This window comes from Aeromonas schubertii (genome assembly GCF_000820105.1).
Lineage (GTDB): Bacteria > Pseudomonadota > Gammaproteobacteria > Enterobacterales > Aeromonadaceae > Aeromonas > Aeromonas schubertii.
This window is the reverse complement of record NZ_CDDB01000010.1, coordinates 18,946-34,490: the sequence shown is the minus strand read 5'-3', so window position 1 is coordinate 34,490 and position 15,545 is coordinate 18,946. Positions and strand designations below refer to the sequence as shown.

14 protein-coding genes are annotated in these 15,545 nt (G+C 60.5%); 4 read left to right on the top strand and 10 right to left on the bottom strand.

What is annotated here, in order from left to right:
• Positions 1-479 precede the first annotated feature (479 nt).
• The gene (locus tag BN1133_RS01610; protein ID WP_050664812.1) at positions 480-1,385 is read left to right on the top strand and encodes a DMT family transporter; all 906 of its coding nucleotides are present in this window, start codon (positions 480-482) and stop codon (positions 1,383-1,385) included.
• Positions 1,386-1,466: 81 nt separating this feature from the next.
• Here BN1133_RS01610 and sucD read toward each other — a convergent pair whose 3' ends face one another.
• From sucD to sdhC, 8 genes are all read right to left on the bottom strand, one after another.
• On the bottom strand, positions 1,467-2,339 hold the full coding sequence (gene sucD, locus BN1133_RS01605) for a succinate--CoA ligase subunit alpha (RefSeq protein WP_042028888.1): 873 nt from the start codon (positions 2,337-2,339) through the stop codon (positions 1,467-1,469).
• Positions 2,339-3,505, bottom strand: a complete 1,167-nt coding sequence (gene sucC, locus BN1133_RS01600; protein WP_050664811.1) for an ADP-forming succinate--CoA ligase subunit beta — start codon at positions 3,503-3,505, stop codon at positions 2,339-2,341. Before sucC ends, sucD begins: the two co-directional genes overlap by 1 nt.
• 92 nt (positions 3,506-3,597) lie before the next feature.
• Positions 3,598-4,779, bottom strand: a complete 1,182-nt coding sequence (gene odhB / locus BN1133_RS01595) for a 2-oxoglutarate dehydrogenase complex dihydrolipoyllysine-residue succinyltransferase (RefSeq protein WP_050664810.1) — start codon at positions 4,777-4,779, stop codon at positions 3,598-3,600.
• Positions 4,780-4,811: 32 nt separating this feature from the next.
• Positions 4,812-7,622, bottom strand: coding sequence for a 2-oxoglutarate dehydrogenase E1 component (gene sucA, locus BN1133_RS01590; RefSeq protein WP_050664809.1), 2,811 nt, complete (start codon positions 7,620-7,622; stop codon positions 4,812-4,814).
• Between the two features lie 106 nt (positions 7,623-7,728).
• Positions 7,729-8,445, bottom strand: coding sequence for a succinate dehydrogenase iron-sulfur subunit (locus tag BN1133_RS01585; protein ID WP_050664808.1), 717 nt, complete (start codon positions 8,443-8,445; stop codon positions 7,729-7,731).
• Positions 8,446-8,462: 17 nt separating this feature from the next.
• Complete coding sequence (gene sdhA / locus BN1133_RS01580; RefSeq protein ID WP_050664807.1) at positions 8,463-10,229, bottom strand: succinate dehydrogenase flavoprotein subunit; 1,767 nt, start codon at positions 10,227-10,229, stop codon at positions 8,463-8,465.
• Complete coding sequence (gene sdhD / locus BN1133_RS01575; RefSeq protein WP_005358676.1) at positions 10,226-10,570, bottom strand: succinate dehydrogenase, hydrophobic membrane anchor protein; 345 nt, start codon at positions 10,568-10,570, stop codon at positions 10,226-10,228. The genes sdhA and sdhD overlap by 4 nt, the downstream gene beginning before the upstream one ends.
• A complete protein-coding gene (sdhC, locus tag BN1133_RS01570) occupies positions 10,564-10,953 on the bottom strand; it encodes a succinate dehydrogenase cytochrome b556 subunit (RefSeq protein WP_050664806.1) in 390 nt (129 codons plus the stop codon). The genes sdhD and sdhC overlap by 7 nt, the downstream gene beginning before the upstream one ends.
• Positions 10,954-11,389: 436 nt before the next feature.
• Between sdhC and BN1133_RS01565 the strand changes: the two genes are divergently transcribed.
• The 3 genes from BN1133_RS01565 to acuI all read left to right on the top strand — a co-directional run bounded on the left by BN1133_RS01565 (position 11,390) and on the right by acuI (position 14,069).
• Positions 11,390-12,676, top strand: a complete 1,287-nt coding sequence (locus BN1133_RS01565; protein WP_050664805.1) for a citrate synthase — start codon at positions 11,390-11,392, stop codon at positions 12,674-12,676.
• An 84-nt stretch (positions 12,677-12,760) separates the two neighbouring features.
• Positions 12,761-13,072, top strand: a complete 312-nt coding sequence (locus tag BN1133_RS01560) for a DUF4377 domain-containing protein (protein WP_082177858.1) — start codon at positions 12,761-12,763, stop codon at positions 13,070-13,072.
• 19 nt (positions 13,073-13,091) lie between these two features.
• A complete protein-coding gene (acuI, locus tag BN1133_RS01555) occupies positions 13,092-14,069 on the top strand; it encodes an acrylyl-CoA reductase (NADPH) (protein WP_050664803.1) in 978 nt (325 codons plus the stop codon).
• A gap of 47 nt (positions 14,070-14,116) precedes the next feature.
• On the opposite strand, the gene BN1133_RS01550 is transcribed toward acuI, so the two are convergent.
• Both BN1133_RS01550 and BN1133_RS01545 read right to left on the bottom strand, forming a co-directional pair.
• Positions 14,117-15,124: a S66 family peptidase gene (locus BN1133_RS01550; RefSeq protein WP_050664802.1), complete on the bottom strand. Its 1,008-nt coding sequence runs from the start codon at positions 15,122-15,124 to the stop codon at positions 14,117-14,119.
• Between the two features lie 64 nt (positions 15,125-15,188).
• Entirely contained in the window at positions 15,189-15,506 is a 318-nt protein-coding gene (locus BN1133_RS01545) for a heavy metal-binding domain-containing protein (protein WP_050664801.1), read from the bottom strand.
• Between the last annotated feature and the right edge of the window lie 39 nt (positions 15,507-15,545).

Sequence of the window (15,545 nt, the reverse complement as noted above, 5' to 3'; positions counted from 1 at the left end):
AATGCTACCGCCGGGATGAGCCCCTCCAGGGCAGGCACAAGCGGATGAGGCGATGATCAGCCAGCACCACACAAGGCCCGGAACGAAGCCCATTACAAACATTTCTATTATCAGCCGATGGATTTTATATCCTGTGTGCAGGATCACAGATGGCGTCATCGAGTAGTGGGAATGCACAGGGAAAATCGGCGGAAGAGGCCATAGGGGGATCGATTGCCATCACACAGCCACGCTCTTGTGATCGATGCTCAACACCAGAGGTGTGTTATTTCATTTATCATGGGTTGATACAAGCCACCTGGCTGTGCTTTCACAGCAAATACCCGCATTAAAATTAAAACGCAGCTCCCTTCCTCTGACTCGACACAATTAACACAGTCGCTCACAACTTGTCACAACATCATGATTGACCCTGGAGTATGGATAAAGGTTTAGCCTCCTCCTGCAAATATTTATGTTATGCCATGGAGAGATGCCTTATGAAAAAAACCTTGTTCGTCTCCGTCTGTCTGATATGGGGAACGACCTGGCTGGCGATGGCAATCGCCGGAGAGACGATTCCTTCACTCACGGCGACGGCCTTTCGCTTTCTGGTAATGTCTCCCCTGCTGATCCTGATAGCTCGCAGGGAGAAGGTACCCCTGCTATTTCCAAAAGAGAAACGACACTACATGCCTCTGGTCGCTATCTTCTATTTTGCCATTCCATTTTGGTTTATGCTGGAGGGCGAAAAATATATTTCATCCGGATTGGCAGCCATCCTATTTGGTTATATGCCTATCACCATCATGCTCCTCACCTATTTCACTACCAGACAACCATTTTCGGCCAAACAAATATCGGCCCTGCTGGTAACCCTGCTCAGCCTGGTCGCAATCATTTCTATCGAATCGGATATCTCAGGCAGTGACTATCTGCTTGGCATCTCGCTGTTGATGGGAGCCGTGTTATTGCACGGAGCAATCTATATCATCAAGCCCCTGCGGCTCGGCGATGTTCATGTGCTTACCTTTAGCGCCATTCCCAGCGGGATCGCTGCCATCTTGCTGCTTATCGCCGGGCTGAGTATGGAATCGACGGTCATCGCCGATATTCGCCCTGCCTCTGTGTTCGCCGTTCTCTATCTCGGCGGCGTGGCCGGTGTCGGAGGCATCGTCGCCTACTTCAGGCTCAATGCTCTGGTCTCCCCGTTTCGAGCCTCACTGTGCTTTCTGCTCTTTCCTGTGATTGCAATAGCCCTCGAGGCCATGCTCATGGAGAGAGCCCTCTCCCCCTACTCACTGCTCTTCGCCCTGCCACTGGCGGGAGGTATCTATCACTTGATCCAGCCACCAAAGGCACAGGGCCAGAGCCCTGGCGGCGAGAAGCACGCTTGCAAGCAGTGAGCCGTGTTCAAGTGTGCCTGCACTTAATCACACAAAAAAAAATGCCGCCCACAGGGGCGGCATACTCAGACCTGGAGCAAGTTACCAACCGGTCACTTCGCGCAGGGCCTTGCCGATATCGGCCAGGGAGCGCACGGTTTTGACACCGGCATCTTCCAGAGCGGCAAACTTCTCGGCGGCAGTCCCCTTACCACCGGAGATGATGGCACCGGCGTGGCCCATACGCTTGCCGGGAGGCGCGGTGACCCCCGCGATATAGGAGACCACCGGCTTGGTGACGTGGGCCTTGATGTAGGCCGCCGCGTCTTCCTCGGCGTTACCGCCGATCTCGCCGATCATGACGATCGCTTCGGTCTGCGGATCGTTTTGGAACATCTCCAGGATGTCGATGAAGTTGGAGCCCGGGATGGGGTCACCACCGATACCGACACAGGTCGACTGGCCAAAACCTTCGTCGGTGGTCTGCTTGACCGCTTCGTAGGTCAGGGTGCCGGAGCGCGACACGATGCCCACCTTGCCCGGCTTGTGGATGTGGCCAGGCATGATGCCGATCTTGCACTCACCCGGGGTGATAACGCCCGGGCAGTTGGGCCCTATCATGCGCACGCCGGTTTCCTGCAGCTTCACCTTCACATCCAGCATGTCCAGGGTCGGGATGCCTTCGGTGATGGTGACGATGAGCTTGATGCCGGCATCGATGGCTTCCAGGATGGCGTCCTTGCAAAACGGCGCCGGCACATAGATGACGGAGGCGGTGGCGCCGGTGGCTTCTACGGCGTCACGGACGGTGTTGAACACCGGCAGGCCCAGGTGGGTGGTGCCACCCTTGCCCGGGGAGACGCCGCCGACCATCTGGGTGCCGTAAGCGATGGCCTGTTCGGAGTGGAAGGTACCCTGGCCGCCGGTAAAGCCCTGGCAGATCACCTTGGTATCTTTGTTGATCAGAACGCTCATCAGTTGGCCTCCGCTGCTTTAACGACTTGCTGCGCGGCATCGGTCAGACTCTTGGCCGCAATGATGTTGAGGCCACTCTCGGCCAGCTTGATACCGCCCAGCTCGGCGTTGTTGCCTTCAAGGCGAACCACCACGGGGACCTTGACCCCCACTTCCTTCACGGCACCTATGATGCCTTCGGCGATCATGTCACAGCGCACGATACCGCCGAAGATATTGACCAGCACGGCTTTGACGTTGCTGTCGGAGAGGATGATCTTGAACGCCTCGGTCACGCGCTCCTTGGTGGCGCCACCGCCGACGTCCAGGAAGTTGGCGGGAGAGCCGCCGTGCAGATTGACGATGTCCATGGTCCCCATGGCCAGACCCGCACCGTTGACCATGCAGCCGATGTTGCCATCGAGGGCCACATAGTTCAGCTCCCATTGGGCGGCGTGCGCTTCGCGGGGGTCATCCTGGGAGGGATCATGCATCTCGCGCAGCTTGGGCTGGCGATAGAGAGCGTTGGCGTCGATGTTGATCTTGCCGTCCAGGCAGTGCAGGTTGCCCTTGTCGGTGATGACGAGGGGGTTGATTTCCAGCAATGCGAAGTCGCAATCCAGGAACATCTGGCCCAGGCCCATGAAGATCTTGGTGAACTGCTTGATCTGATCGCCCACCAGACCCAGCTTGAAGGCCAGCTCGCGAGCCTGGTAAGGCTGCGGGCCCACCAAGGGATCCAGCGTCGCCTTGTGAATGAGCTCCGGGGTTTCGTGGGCGACTTTCTCAATCTCCACGCCACCCTCGGTCGAGGCCATGAAGACCACACGGCGGGTGCCACGGTCGACCACGGCACCCAGATAGAGCTCTTTGGCGATGTCGGTGCAGGACTCGACCAGGATCTTGGTGACCGGCTGACCGTTGGCGTCGGTCTGGTAGGTCACCAGGTTCTTGCCAAGCCACTGCTGGGCGAAGGCACGGATCTCGTCCTTGCTCTTGGCCAGCTTGACGCCACCGGCCTTGCCACGGCCACCGGCGTGGACCTGACACTTGACGACCCAGGTATTGCCGCCAATCTTGTCGGCAGCCTCGGCGGCTTCTTGCGGGGTAGCGCAGGCGTAGCCTTCGGAGACCGGCAGGCCATATTCGGCAAACAGCTGTTTTGCCTGATACTCATGCAGATTCATAGATGCTCTATCCGTATTTGTAGGTATTTCCGTATGGGGTGTTTCTCAATCCCCGTGAAGGGGGCCTTGGCGGCCCCTCATTATCGTTGTGCTCACACGTCCAGCAGCAGGCGGGTCGGATCTTCCAGCAGCTCCTTGATGGAGACCAGGAAGCCGACCGACTCGCGACCGTCGATGAGACGGTGATCGTAGGAGAGGGCCAGGTACATCATCGGCAGGATTTCCACCTTGCCGTCGACGGCCATGGGCCTGTCCTGGATCTTGTGCATGCCCAGGATGGCGCTCTGGGGCGGGTTGATGATGGGTGTCGACATCAGAGAGCCAAACACGCCGCCGTTGGTGATGGTGAAGTTGCCACCGGTCAGCTCCTCGACGGTCAGCTTGCCGTCGCGGCCCTTGCCCGCCAGCTCCTTGATGGCCTTCTCGATGTCGGCCAGGCTCAGCACGTCGGCATCGCGCAGCACCGGAGTCACCAGTCCACGGGGGGTGGAGACGGCGATGCTCACGTCGAAGTAGTTGTGGTAGACGATATCGTCCCCGTCGATGGAGGCATTCACCTCGGGATAGCGCTTGAGCGCTTCCACCACGGCCTTGACGTAGAAAGACATGAAGCCGAGCTTGATGCCATGGCGCTTCTCGAAGATCTCGCCATACTGCTTGCGCAGCTCCATGATGGGTTTCATGTTGACCTCGTTGAAGGTGGTCAGCATGGCCGTGGTGTTCTTGGCCTCGAGCAGGCGCTCGGCAATACGCTTGCGCAGACGGGTCATGGGCACGCGCTTCTGACTGCGGCCGGCCAGGGGGGCAACCGTCGCGGTCGCGGCCGCGACCGGCGCGGGGGCCGCTGCCGGCTTGTCACCACCCTTGATGAAGGCTTCCACGTCTTCCTTGGTGATACGACCGCCCTTGCCGCTGCCACTCACCTTGCTCACATCGATGCCGTGCTCGGCCACCAGACGACGGACCGAAGGGCTCAGGGCCTCATCGCTCTCGACCGGCTCGGCCGGTTTGGCCTTGGTCTCTTCCCCTGCCACGGCGGCCGGGTTGATCTTGGCGATCAGCTGGCGGGCCAGCACGGTAGCTCCCTCCCCTTCGAGGATCTCGGCCAGCACACCGGAGTCCGGCGCCGGCACTTCCAGTACCACCTTGTCAGTTTCGATGTCCACCAGGACCTCGTCACGGGTCACCATGTCACCGGGCTTCTTGTGCCAGGTGGCGATGGTGGCATCGGCCACAGATTCCGGCAGGTCGGGCACCTTGATATCGATAGTCATCTTGCTTGATTCCTTTTACTTCTTCCTGTGGCTTAGGCCAGGGTCAGGGCGTCATCTACCAACGCCTTCTGCTGTTTCATATGAACCGAGATATAACCCACCGCCGGTGAGGCGGAGGCGGGACGGCCAGCATAGTTAAGAGTGGCACCAGCGGGCAGCACGCCGTCGTAGTGGTGACGGGTGCTATACCAGGCGCCCTGGTTTTGCGGCTCTTCCTGACACCATACGAAATCGGTGACGTGGGCATAGTCGGCCAGGATGGCGCGCACTTCCGCCTCAGGGAAGGGGTAGAGCTGCTCAATCCGCACCAGGGCCACATCCTTCTGCTCGGCCTTGCGACGGGCTTCGAGCAGGTCGTAGTAGACCTTGCCAGAGCAGAACACCACCCGCTTGACCGCTTTCGGATCCAGAGGATCGACCTCGCCGATGGCATTTTGGAAGGTGCCTTCGGCCAGCTCGTCGAGCTTGCTCACCGCCAGGGGGTGGCGCAGCAGTGACTTGGGCGACATCACGATGAGCGGACGGCGCATCGGACGCACGACCTGACGACGCAGCATATGGAACACCTGTGCCGGGGTCGAGGGCACCACCACCTGCATGTTGTGCTGGGCACACATCTGCAGATAGCGCTCGAGACGGGCGGAGGAGTGCTCGGGACCCTGGCCCTCATAACCGTGGGGCAGCAGCATGGTCAGGCCGCACATACGCCCCCACTTCTGCTCACCGGAGGAGAGGAACTGATCCACGACCACCTGGGCACAGTTGGCGAAGTCACCAAACTGGGCCTCCCAAATGGTGAGACCAGCCGGCTCGGCGCTGGCGTAACCGTATTCGAACGCGAGTACCGCATTCTCGGTCAGCACAGAGTCATAGACTTCGAACGGCCCCTGCTTCTCGTGAATGTTGCAAAGCGGGGTATAGGTGCTGCCGTCACTCTGGCTATGCAGCACGGCGTGACGGTGGAAGAAGGTGCCACGACCCGAGTCTTCCCCGGTAAAGCGAATACGGGAGCCCTTGTCCACCAGGGTGGCGTAAGCCAGAGTCTCGGCGAAGCCCCAGTCGACCAGCTTCTCACCGGCGGCCATCAGGCGGCGGTCTTCATAGATCTTTTCGACCTGGCGCTGCAGCACATGCGAGGCAGGATACTGGGTCACCCGCTCGCCGAGGCGCTTGAGGGTCTCCATGGGAACCTTATGGTCGTAGGCCATATCCCAGCTGTGACCGAGATAAGGGGTCCAGTCGACCGAGTGCTGCTCCATGGGGCGCCACTCGTTGACCACACGCTCACCCCGATCCAGGGCGTCGCGGTAGTCGTTGACCATGGCGGTGGCTGCCTCCTGGTTCAGGGCCCCCTCAGCCACCAGCTGATCGGCGTAGATCTTGCGCGGCGTCGGGTGCTGCTTGATCTTCTGATACATCAAGGGCTGGGTGGCGTTGGGTTCGTCGGCCTCGTTGTGGCCGTGACGACGGTAGCAGACCAACTCGATCACCACGTCACGCTTGAAGGTGTTGCGGTAATCCAGGGCAATCTGGGTTACCAGTACCACGGCCTCCGGGTCATCCCCGTTGACGTGCAGCACCGGCGCCTGCACCGCCTTGGCAATGTCGGTACAGTATTCGGTGGAGCGCAGATCCTTGTGGTAGGAGGTGGTGAAACCTACCTGGTTGTTGATGACGATGCGCACTGTCCCGCCGACGCCATAGGCACGGGTGAGGGACATGTTGAAGGTCTCGGCCACCACCCCCTGACCCGCGATGGCGGAGTCACCGTGGATGGTGATGGGCAACACACTGGAGCCATCCTTGTCACCGCGACGATCCATACGGGCACGGACCGAGCCGATGACCACAGGGTTGACGATTTCGAGATGAGAGGGGTTGAACGCCAGCGCCAGGTGGACGTTGCCACCCGGGGTGGCGAAGTCGGAGGAGAAGCCCATGTGGTACTTCACATCCCCCGTGCCCCAGGACTCACCGTGCTTGCCGGCAAATTCATCAAACAGCTCCTGGGCGCGTTTGCCCAGCACGTTGATGAGCACGTTGAGGCGGCCACGGTGGGCCATACCGATCACGGCCTCTTTGCAACCCTGCTCACCGGCGCGGCGAATCAGTTCTTTGAGCATGGGCACCATGGCATCGCCCCCTTCCAGGGAGAAACGCTTGGCACCGGGGAACTTGGCCCCCAGATATTTTTCCAGCCCTTCGGCGGCGGTCAGGCTCTCGAGGAAACGGGTCTTCTCCTCGAGGGTGTAGCTCCCCTTCCCTTCGATAGACTCGAGCCTCTGCTGCAACCAGCGCTTCTCCTCGGTCGAGGTGATGTGCATGTAGTCGGCGCCTATGCTGCCGCAGTAGGTCTTCTGGAGGGAGGAGACGATATCGGAGAGCACCATGGTCTCACGGCCAATGGCGTAGGAGCCCACGTTGAAGGTGGCGTCGAGATCGGCCCCCTGCAGGTTGTGGAACGCCGGATCCAGCTCGGCAACGGTGTCACGCTGCCAGAGACCAAGCGGATCCAGGTTGGCATTCTGGTGACCACGGAAGCGGTAGGCATTGATGAGTTGCAGGACGCGAACCTGCTTGGCATCCACCTCGGGGTCAGAGACGGGCGCACTGAAGCGGGAGGTATCCTTGGCGAGGCGACGGAAGTAATCCTTGACGCGGGAGTGGGGTTGTTCGACTGCATGGCCATTGACCTGAGGGAGCCCCGCAAACAGGGTGCGCCACTCGTCGGCAACGGAGTCGGGATTTTCGAGGAAGGATTCGTACAAATCCTCAATGTAGCTTGCATTCGCACCAGCCAGGTGAGATGACTCCAACCAGGCCTTCATCACGCCGTTATGCATTTCGATCCCTTGTACTTCTTCTCTGTCTAGCAGCTTGTAGGGTGTAACAGATAGCCATCCTACACGGCGGATGGCTATCCGGAGGTTGGGCCAGAGCCCGTTGGGCTTACACGGCCCGATTCAGGAGCATCGACTTGATATGGCCGATGGCCTTGGTCGGGTTAAGGCCCTTGGGACAGACGTTCACGCAGTTCATGATGCCGTGGCAGCGGAAGACGCTGAAGGCGTCGTCCAGATTGCCCAGACGCTCGGCAGTGGCGCTGTCGCGGCTGTCGGCGAGCCAGCGATAGGCGGCCAGGAGGCCGGCAGGACCGATGAACTTGTCCGGATTCCACCAGAAGGAGGGGCAAGAGGTGGAGCAGCAGGCACAGAGTATGCACTCGTACAGACCGTCCAGCTTGGCGCGCTCTTCGGGGGATTGCAGGTGCTCACGCACGGGCGGTTGTTTATCGTTGTTGATGAGGAAGGGCTTGACCTTCTCCCACTGGGTATAGAACTGGGTCATGTCGATGACCAGATCCCGGATGACCGGCAGGCCTGGCAGCGGCCGGATCACCACCTTCTCCCCCTTGCCGAGCAGATCGGAGAGCGGGGTGATACAGGCCAGGCCATTCTTGCCGTTCATGTTGATACCGTCGGAACCACAGACCCCTTCACGGCAGGAGCGCCGGAAGGCGATGGTGGGATCCTGCTCCTTGAGCAGGATCAGGGCATCGAGCACCATCATGTCGGAACCTTCAGGAATATCAAGATGATAATCCTTCATGTGCGGTGCGTTATCAATATCCGGGTTGTAACGATAGACCGAGAATGTGACTTTCATTTGGGGCTGCTCCGCAATCAGTAGGTCCGGACCTTGGGCGGGAACGCCTCACGGGTCTTGGGCGTCATGTTGACGCTGCGCGTGGTCATGGACTCGGTGTCCGGATGATAGAGGCTGTGGCACAGCCAGTTGGCATCATCACGGTCCGGATAGTCGAAGCGGCAGTGGGCCCCACGGCTCTCGGTGCGGAAGTTGGCTGCCACGGCGGTCGCAAACGCGGTCTCCATCAGGTTATCCAGCTCCAGGCACTCGATGCGCTGGGTGTTGAACTCCTTGGAGGTGTCGTCCAGGCGGGCAGACTTGAGGCGCTCGCGGATGACCTTGAGCTCTTCGAGCCCCTCGGCCATCGCCTTGCCTTCCCGGAACACGGAGAAGTTGTTCTGCATGCAGCGCTGCAGGTCTTTGCGGATCTGCACCGGGTCTTCGCCACTGCGGGTGTTCTCCCAGCGGTTGAAGCGGGCCAGGGCGGCATCCAGATCAGACTCGGAGGCCTCGCGGCCATGCTCCATCTCGCCCAGGGTATTGACCAGGTGCATGCCGGCGGCACGACCGAAGACCACCAGATCCAGCAGCGAGTTGCCGCCCAGACGGTTGGCGCCGTGCACCGACACACAGGCGATCTCGCCCACTGCAAACAGGCCGACCACGGGGACGTCGTTGCCGTCCTTGTCCTGGGTCAGGCACTGGCCGTTCACGTTGGTCGGCACGCCACCCATCATGTAGTGGCAGGTCGGGATGATGGGGATGGGCTCCTTGACCGGATCCACGTGGGCAAAGGTACGGGATAGCTCGCAGATGCCCGGCAAGCGGGATTCGAGCACGTCCTTACCCAGGTGATCGAGCTTGAGCTTGATGTGCGGGCCCCAGGGACCGTCGCAGCCGCGCCCTTCGCGGATCTCGATCATGATGGAGCGGGCGACCACGTCGCGGCCGGCCAGATCCTTGGCGTTCGGCGCATAACGCTCCATGAAGCGCTCGCCGTCCTTGTTGAGCAGATAGCCGCCTTCACCACGGCACCCTTCGGTCACCAGTACCCCTGCCCCGGCGATACCGGTCGGGTGGAACTGCCACATCTCCATGTCCTGTACGCCGACTCCGGCACGCAGGGCCATGCCGACGCCGTCACCGGTATTGATGTGGGCGTTGGTGGTGGACTGGTAGATACGACCGGCGCCGCCGGTGGCCAGCACGGTGGCCTTGGCCTTGAAGTAGACGACCTCACCGCTCTCCATGTCGATGGCGGTGCAGCCGACCACATGGCCATCCTGGTTCTTTACCAGATCCAGGGCATACCACTCGGAGAAGACGGTGGTCTGGTTCTTGACGTTCTGCTGGTACAAGGTGTGCAGCAGGGCGTGACCGGTCCGGTCGGCAGCGGCTGCGGTACGGGCCGCCTGCTCACCACCGAAGTTCTTGGACTGGCCGCCAAACGGGCGCTGATAGACACGACCGTTATCGAAACGGGAGAAGGGCAGCCCCATGTTCTCGAGCTCGAGAATGGCGGCCGGGCCCGTCTTGCACATGTATTCGATAGCGTCCTGATCCCCGATGTAGTCGGAGCCCTTGACGGTATCGTACATGTGCCACTCCCAGTTATCGTCGTGGGCGTTGCCCAGGGCGACCGTAATACCACCCTGGGCGGACACGGTATGGGAGCGGGTCGGGAAAACCTTGGAAAGCAGTGCACAGCTCTTGCCGGACTGGGCGATCTGCAGGGCGGCGCGCATACCGGCGCCGCCGGCGCCGATCACGACGGCGTCAAACTCACGAACAGGAATCATCATACCCCCCACAACACGACGAAGCCGGTCATCAGATAGGCCAGCAGAACCACGACCACCACAAATTGCAGGGCACCGCGCAGACCAACCGGCTTGATGTAGTCAGTCAGCACCTGCCACAGGCCGATCCAGGCGTGGATCAGCACGCTCAGCAGAGCCAACAGGGTGAACACCCGGGTAAAGGTGGAGGCGAAGAACTCACCCCACACCTCATAGGTGATGTCGTTAAAGGCGATGAAACCCACCAGATAGAGGGTATAGAAGGTCATGATGAGGGCGGTGGCGCGGATCAGGATGAAATCGTGAACGCCGCTGCGCCCGAAGGTTGCAGAATTGGTTACCATACCAGCACTCCCGCCAGCACAGCCAGAACAGCGGTAATCACAAAGGCCACACGGGCACTCTGGTTGCCGGATTCCAGCTCTTCACAATAGCCAAGATCCATGATCAGGTGACGGATACCACCGACGATGTGGTAAGCCAGCGCGGTCAGGATCCCCCACACCACCAGCTTGACCAGGAAGTTGTCCAGAATGGACATCACCTGCTCGAAGCCTTCCGGCGAGGAGAGTGAAGTACCAAGCATCCACAGCAGGATGGAGAGGGCCACGAAGGTGATGACCCCAGACACCCGATGCAGGATGGATGCGATGGCAGTGACAGGAAAGCTGATCGTTTGCAGGTCGAGGTTGACCGGTCTCTCTTTCTTTTTCACGGCTTTGCCCACTCAGCTCCATTGAGCACGTTAGTTATTGTTTTGACAATCGCTGATGGGCGTTGGGCGGGTTTGTAAGGCTTTTGTAACTAAACTGCGTCATAAAGCCAAAATCCAGCAGATTGGGTGTATCCCAGAGTTTCCGAAAGCGTTTCAAACACCGACGTCCATCACCCACGAGCGGCAGTATATCGGCGCTGTTAACCAATGACAATCAAATGCCTACACACTTTTACAAAAACCGCAAACCAGATCCCATAACCGATTTCACACTTCATTAACCAACAATCAGCAAAATTGACAATGAAGGGGGGTTCTGGTTCAAATAGGGCACTCCAAACCGCCCGGTTGCCCTGGCTGGGTGTTTCACCCTTTGCCAGTATCCCTTCTCTCGGGATAGAGTGGGGCTTGGACACAAAATATAAATAAAGAGCAAAGGAGACGTGCTATGGCTGATAAGATAGCCACCCTGCATCTACCCGGTCAGGATCCGGTTGAACTACCCATCCTTTCCGGATCCATCGGACCCGACGTGATCGACGTGCGCAAGCTCGGCGCCCACGGTTACTTCACCTTCGACCCCGGCTTTATGGCCACCGGCTCCTGCAAGTCGGCTATCACCTATATCGACGGTGATCAAGGGGTTCTGCTGCATCGCGGCTACCCCATCGCCGAGCTGGCCAAGGAGTCGAGCTACCTCGAAGTCTGCTACATCCTGCTTTACGGTGAGGCCCCCACCAAGGCCCAATTCGCCGAATTCCAGCGCACCGTGACCCGTCATACCATGGTGCACGAGCAGATCGCCTTCTTCTTCCGCGGCTTCCGTCGTGACTCCCACCCCATGGCCATCATGTGCGGTGTGGTCGGCGCCCTCTCCGCCTTCTACCACGATGCCCTCGACATCAACAACGAACAGCATCGCGAGATCTGCGCCTTCCGCCTGCTCTCCAAGATGCCGACCCTGGCGGCCATGTGTTACAAGTATTCCATCGGCCAGCCCTTCATGTATCCGCGCAACAACCTCTCCTACGCCGGTAACTTCCTGCACATGATGTTCGGTGTGCCGACCGAGGAGTACAAGGTCAACCCCGTGGTTGAACGCGCCATGGATCGCATCTTTACCCTGCATGCGGATCACGAGCAAAACGCCTCGACCTCAACGGTGCGTCTGGCCGGCTCTTCTGGCGCCAACCCGTTTGCCTGTATCGCCGCAGGGATCGCCTCCCTGTGGGGCCCGGCTCACGGTGGTGCCAACGAGGCCTGCCTGCGCATGCTCGAAGAGATCGGCTCTGTGGATCGCATCCCCGAGTACATCGCCCGGGCCAAGGACAAGAACGACTCGTTCCGTCTGATGGGCTTCGGTCACCGGGTCTACAAGAACTACGACCCCCGTGCCCAGGTGATGCGCGAGACCTGCCACGAAGTGCTGCAGGAGCTTCAGATCAAGGATCCGCTGCTGGATGTGGCCATGGAGCTGGAGCGTATCGCCCTCTCCGACCCCTACTTTGTCGAGAAGAAGCTCTACCCGAACGTGGATTTCTACTCCGGCATCATCATGAAGGCGATCGGCATCCCGATGAACATGTTCACCGTGCTCTTCGCCATCGCCCGTACCATCGGCTGGATTGCCCACTGGAACGAGTTCCACTCCGATCCGGACAGCAAGATCGGTCGTCCGCGCCAGCTCTATATCGGCGAGCCCCAGCGCGAATTCGTCCCCATCGATCAACGCTGATCACAGCGACAAGCCGGGGGCAGTCATTGACTGCCCCCTTTTTTTCGCGCTCTAATGACCCCCTTTCTCTCAGAAGGAGTCTTCATGAAATCCTCTCTGCTACTGGGTGCCCTGCTACTGGCAGGCTGTGCCCAAGGTCCCGCCAACAAGGTGATGGAAGTCAACAGTCAACTGGCCCACTGCGTCGGGGTCGCCCCCATGAAGTGCATGCAGGTGCGCGAGCAAGACGATGCGCCCTGGCAGCTCTTCTATCAGAAGATCGACGGCTTCGAGTTTGAGCCAGGCTACCGTTATCGACTCGAGGTGGCGGTCAGTCAGGTAGACAACCCGCCGGCCGACGGCTCCTCACTGCACTATCAACTGGTGCGAGTCATCGATAAACAGCCGGTGCGCTAAGCACCCGGAGAGCCCCTTCATGCGTTGCATTCTCATCGACAAACCCGAAGGACACTATCAGGCCAGCCTGAGCCATGTGGACGAACACGCCCTGCCCGAAGGCAATGTCACCGTCGCGGTGCACAGCTCAACCCTCAACTACAAGGATGCCCTGGCCATCACGGGGCGCAGCCCCGTGGTGCGCAGCTTTCCCATGGTGCCGGGGATCGATCTCGCCGGTGTAGTGACCCACAGCGATCACCCCGCCTACCGGGTGGGTGATAGGGTTCTGCTCAACGGCTGGGGGGTGGGCGAGAAGCACTGGGGAGCCCTGGCCGAGCAGTGTCGACTAAACGGAGACTGGCTGATCCCGCTGCCAGAAGAGCTCACCGCCCACGACGCCATGGCCATCGGCACCGCCGGCTACACCGCCATGCTCTGCGTCATGGCCCTGCAAGAAGCCGGCATTCGCCCCCAGGCAGGTCCTGTGCTGGTCACCGGCGCCAGCGGCGGCGTCGGCAGCTTTGCGGTGGCCCTGCTCGCGCGCAAGGGGTATGAGGTGGTGGCCTCCACCGGCAAGCAGGAGGAGGCGGAATATCTCAAGGCGCTGGGGGCAAGCGAGGTGATCGATCGCAAGGCGCTGAGCGAGCCAGGCAAGCCGCTGGCCCGCGAGTGCTGGGCGGCAGCCATCGACACGGTCGGCAGCCATACCCTGGCCAACGTCTGCGCCGGCTTGCACTACGGTGGCGCCGTGGCCGCCTGCGGCATGGCCCAGGGGCTCGACCTGCCCGCCTCGGTCGCCCCCTTTATTCTGCGTGGGGTACGCCTCATCGGGGTCGACAGCGTCATGTGCCCGCGGGATCGCCGCATCCTGGCCTGGGAGAAGCTCTCACGCCTGGTGGACGGTGAACTCCTTGGCCTCATCGCCCGGGATATCACCCTGGATCAGGTGATAGAGACAGCCCACGCCCTGATGGCGGGCAAGCTCAGAGGTCGCGTCGTGGTCAATATCGCCTGACTCTGTCGCACTTGACTCTCGGGCCCGCCACTGTGCGGGCCCGCTCGTTACTGCCACCAGGGCTCCTGCAGGGTCAGGGTGGCGCGATCCACATCCAGCTCGGCCTGTACGCCGATGGGCAGAGTCAGCATGGGGTGGGTATGGGCGCAGTCAAACTCCGCCAGAATGGGGAAGGTTGGCACTCCCACCACCTCGAGCAGGATATCGAGGGGCCGCTTGCCGCTGCCCTGACTGTCGAACTGCTCGTGCTTGCCCAGCACCAGCCCGCCAATTCGGTCGAACACGCCACATAGCTTGAGGTGTGCAAACGACCGCTCTACCACCTCGGCACTCTTGAGGCAATCTTCGATAAAGAGGATGTCCCCGGCCTCGATGGCCGGCATATAGGGGGAGCCCCAGAGTCCCGCCATGGTGTTGAGATTGCCACCGATAAGGCGTCCGCTCACCCTCCCCCGTCCCACGCTCACCAGTTGGTTATCCACGCACGACTTGGGCCGGCTCTGGCTCTCCCAGTCGAGACGCTCATCGCTCCACTCGGTCGGGGTTGGCAGCACATGCGGAGCGCAGCCACTGACACAGAGGCGCGAGAAGTAATCGAAGGTACGTCCCACCAGGGGCTCGAGCTCACCGAAGGAGGCCACCAGGGCCGGGCCGTAGAAGGTGACCAACCCGGTCTTGGCGTGGATCCCGAGCAGCAGGGCGGTCACGTCCGAATAACCGATGACTATCTTGGGATCGCGCTTTAGCGCCTCGTAATCGAGGTACGGCAGCAGGGAGTTGGAGTTGTGACCACCTATGACCGACATGATGGCCCGTACCTCGGGATCGCGGATGAGGGTATTGAGCTCTTCGGCACGCTCGGCGATAGAGCCCGAGCGCCAGTGGTCCCGCTTGCCGGTCAGAGAGCCGGCCCTTAGCCGGAACCCCTTTCCCTCGAGAAACGTACGCGCCCGCTCGAAGCGGGTCGGCGCCCAGGCCGTGGCCGCACTCGAGGGGGAAAAAAAACCGATGGTCTGCCCGGGCCTGAGCAGAGGGGGAAGAAGAAGTGGGGGCATGCACGCTCCATGAAACAGATCCATGCCCCTACCCTACCCGGATTGTGCCTGCGGGAACAAGAAGTTAGACAACGACGGCAGTGCCGCTGATGCTCACCATCAGCATGCTGCCGTTTTGGCCCACCACCTCATAGTCCATATCGATGCCGACTACGGCGTTGGCCCCCAGGGCGGCGGCGCGATCTTTGAGCTCCTGGAAGGCGATCTCCCGGGCCCGGGCCAACTCTTTTTCATAGGCACCGGAGCGGCCGCCGATGATATCGCGGATCCCGGCAAACAGATCCTTGAAGACGTTGGCGCCGAGGATGGCTTCACCCACCACGATGCCGCGGTACTCGCGAATGGTCTTGCCTTCCAGGGTAGGGGTCGTTGAGAGGATCATGATGGCTCCTTGAGTGAAAACAGGTTTCAGACTACCTCA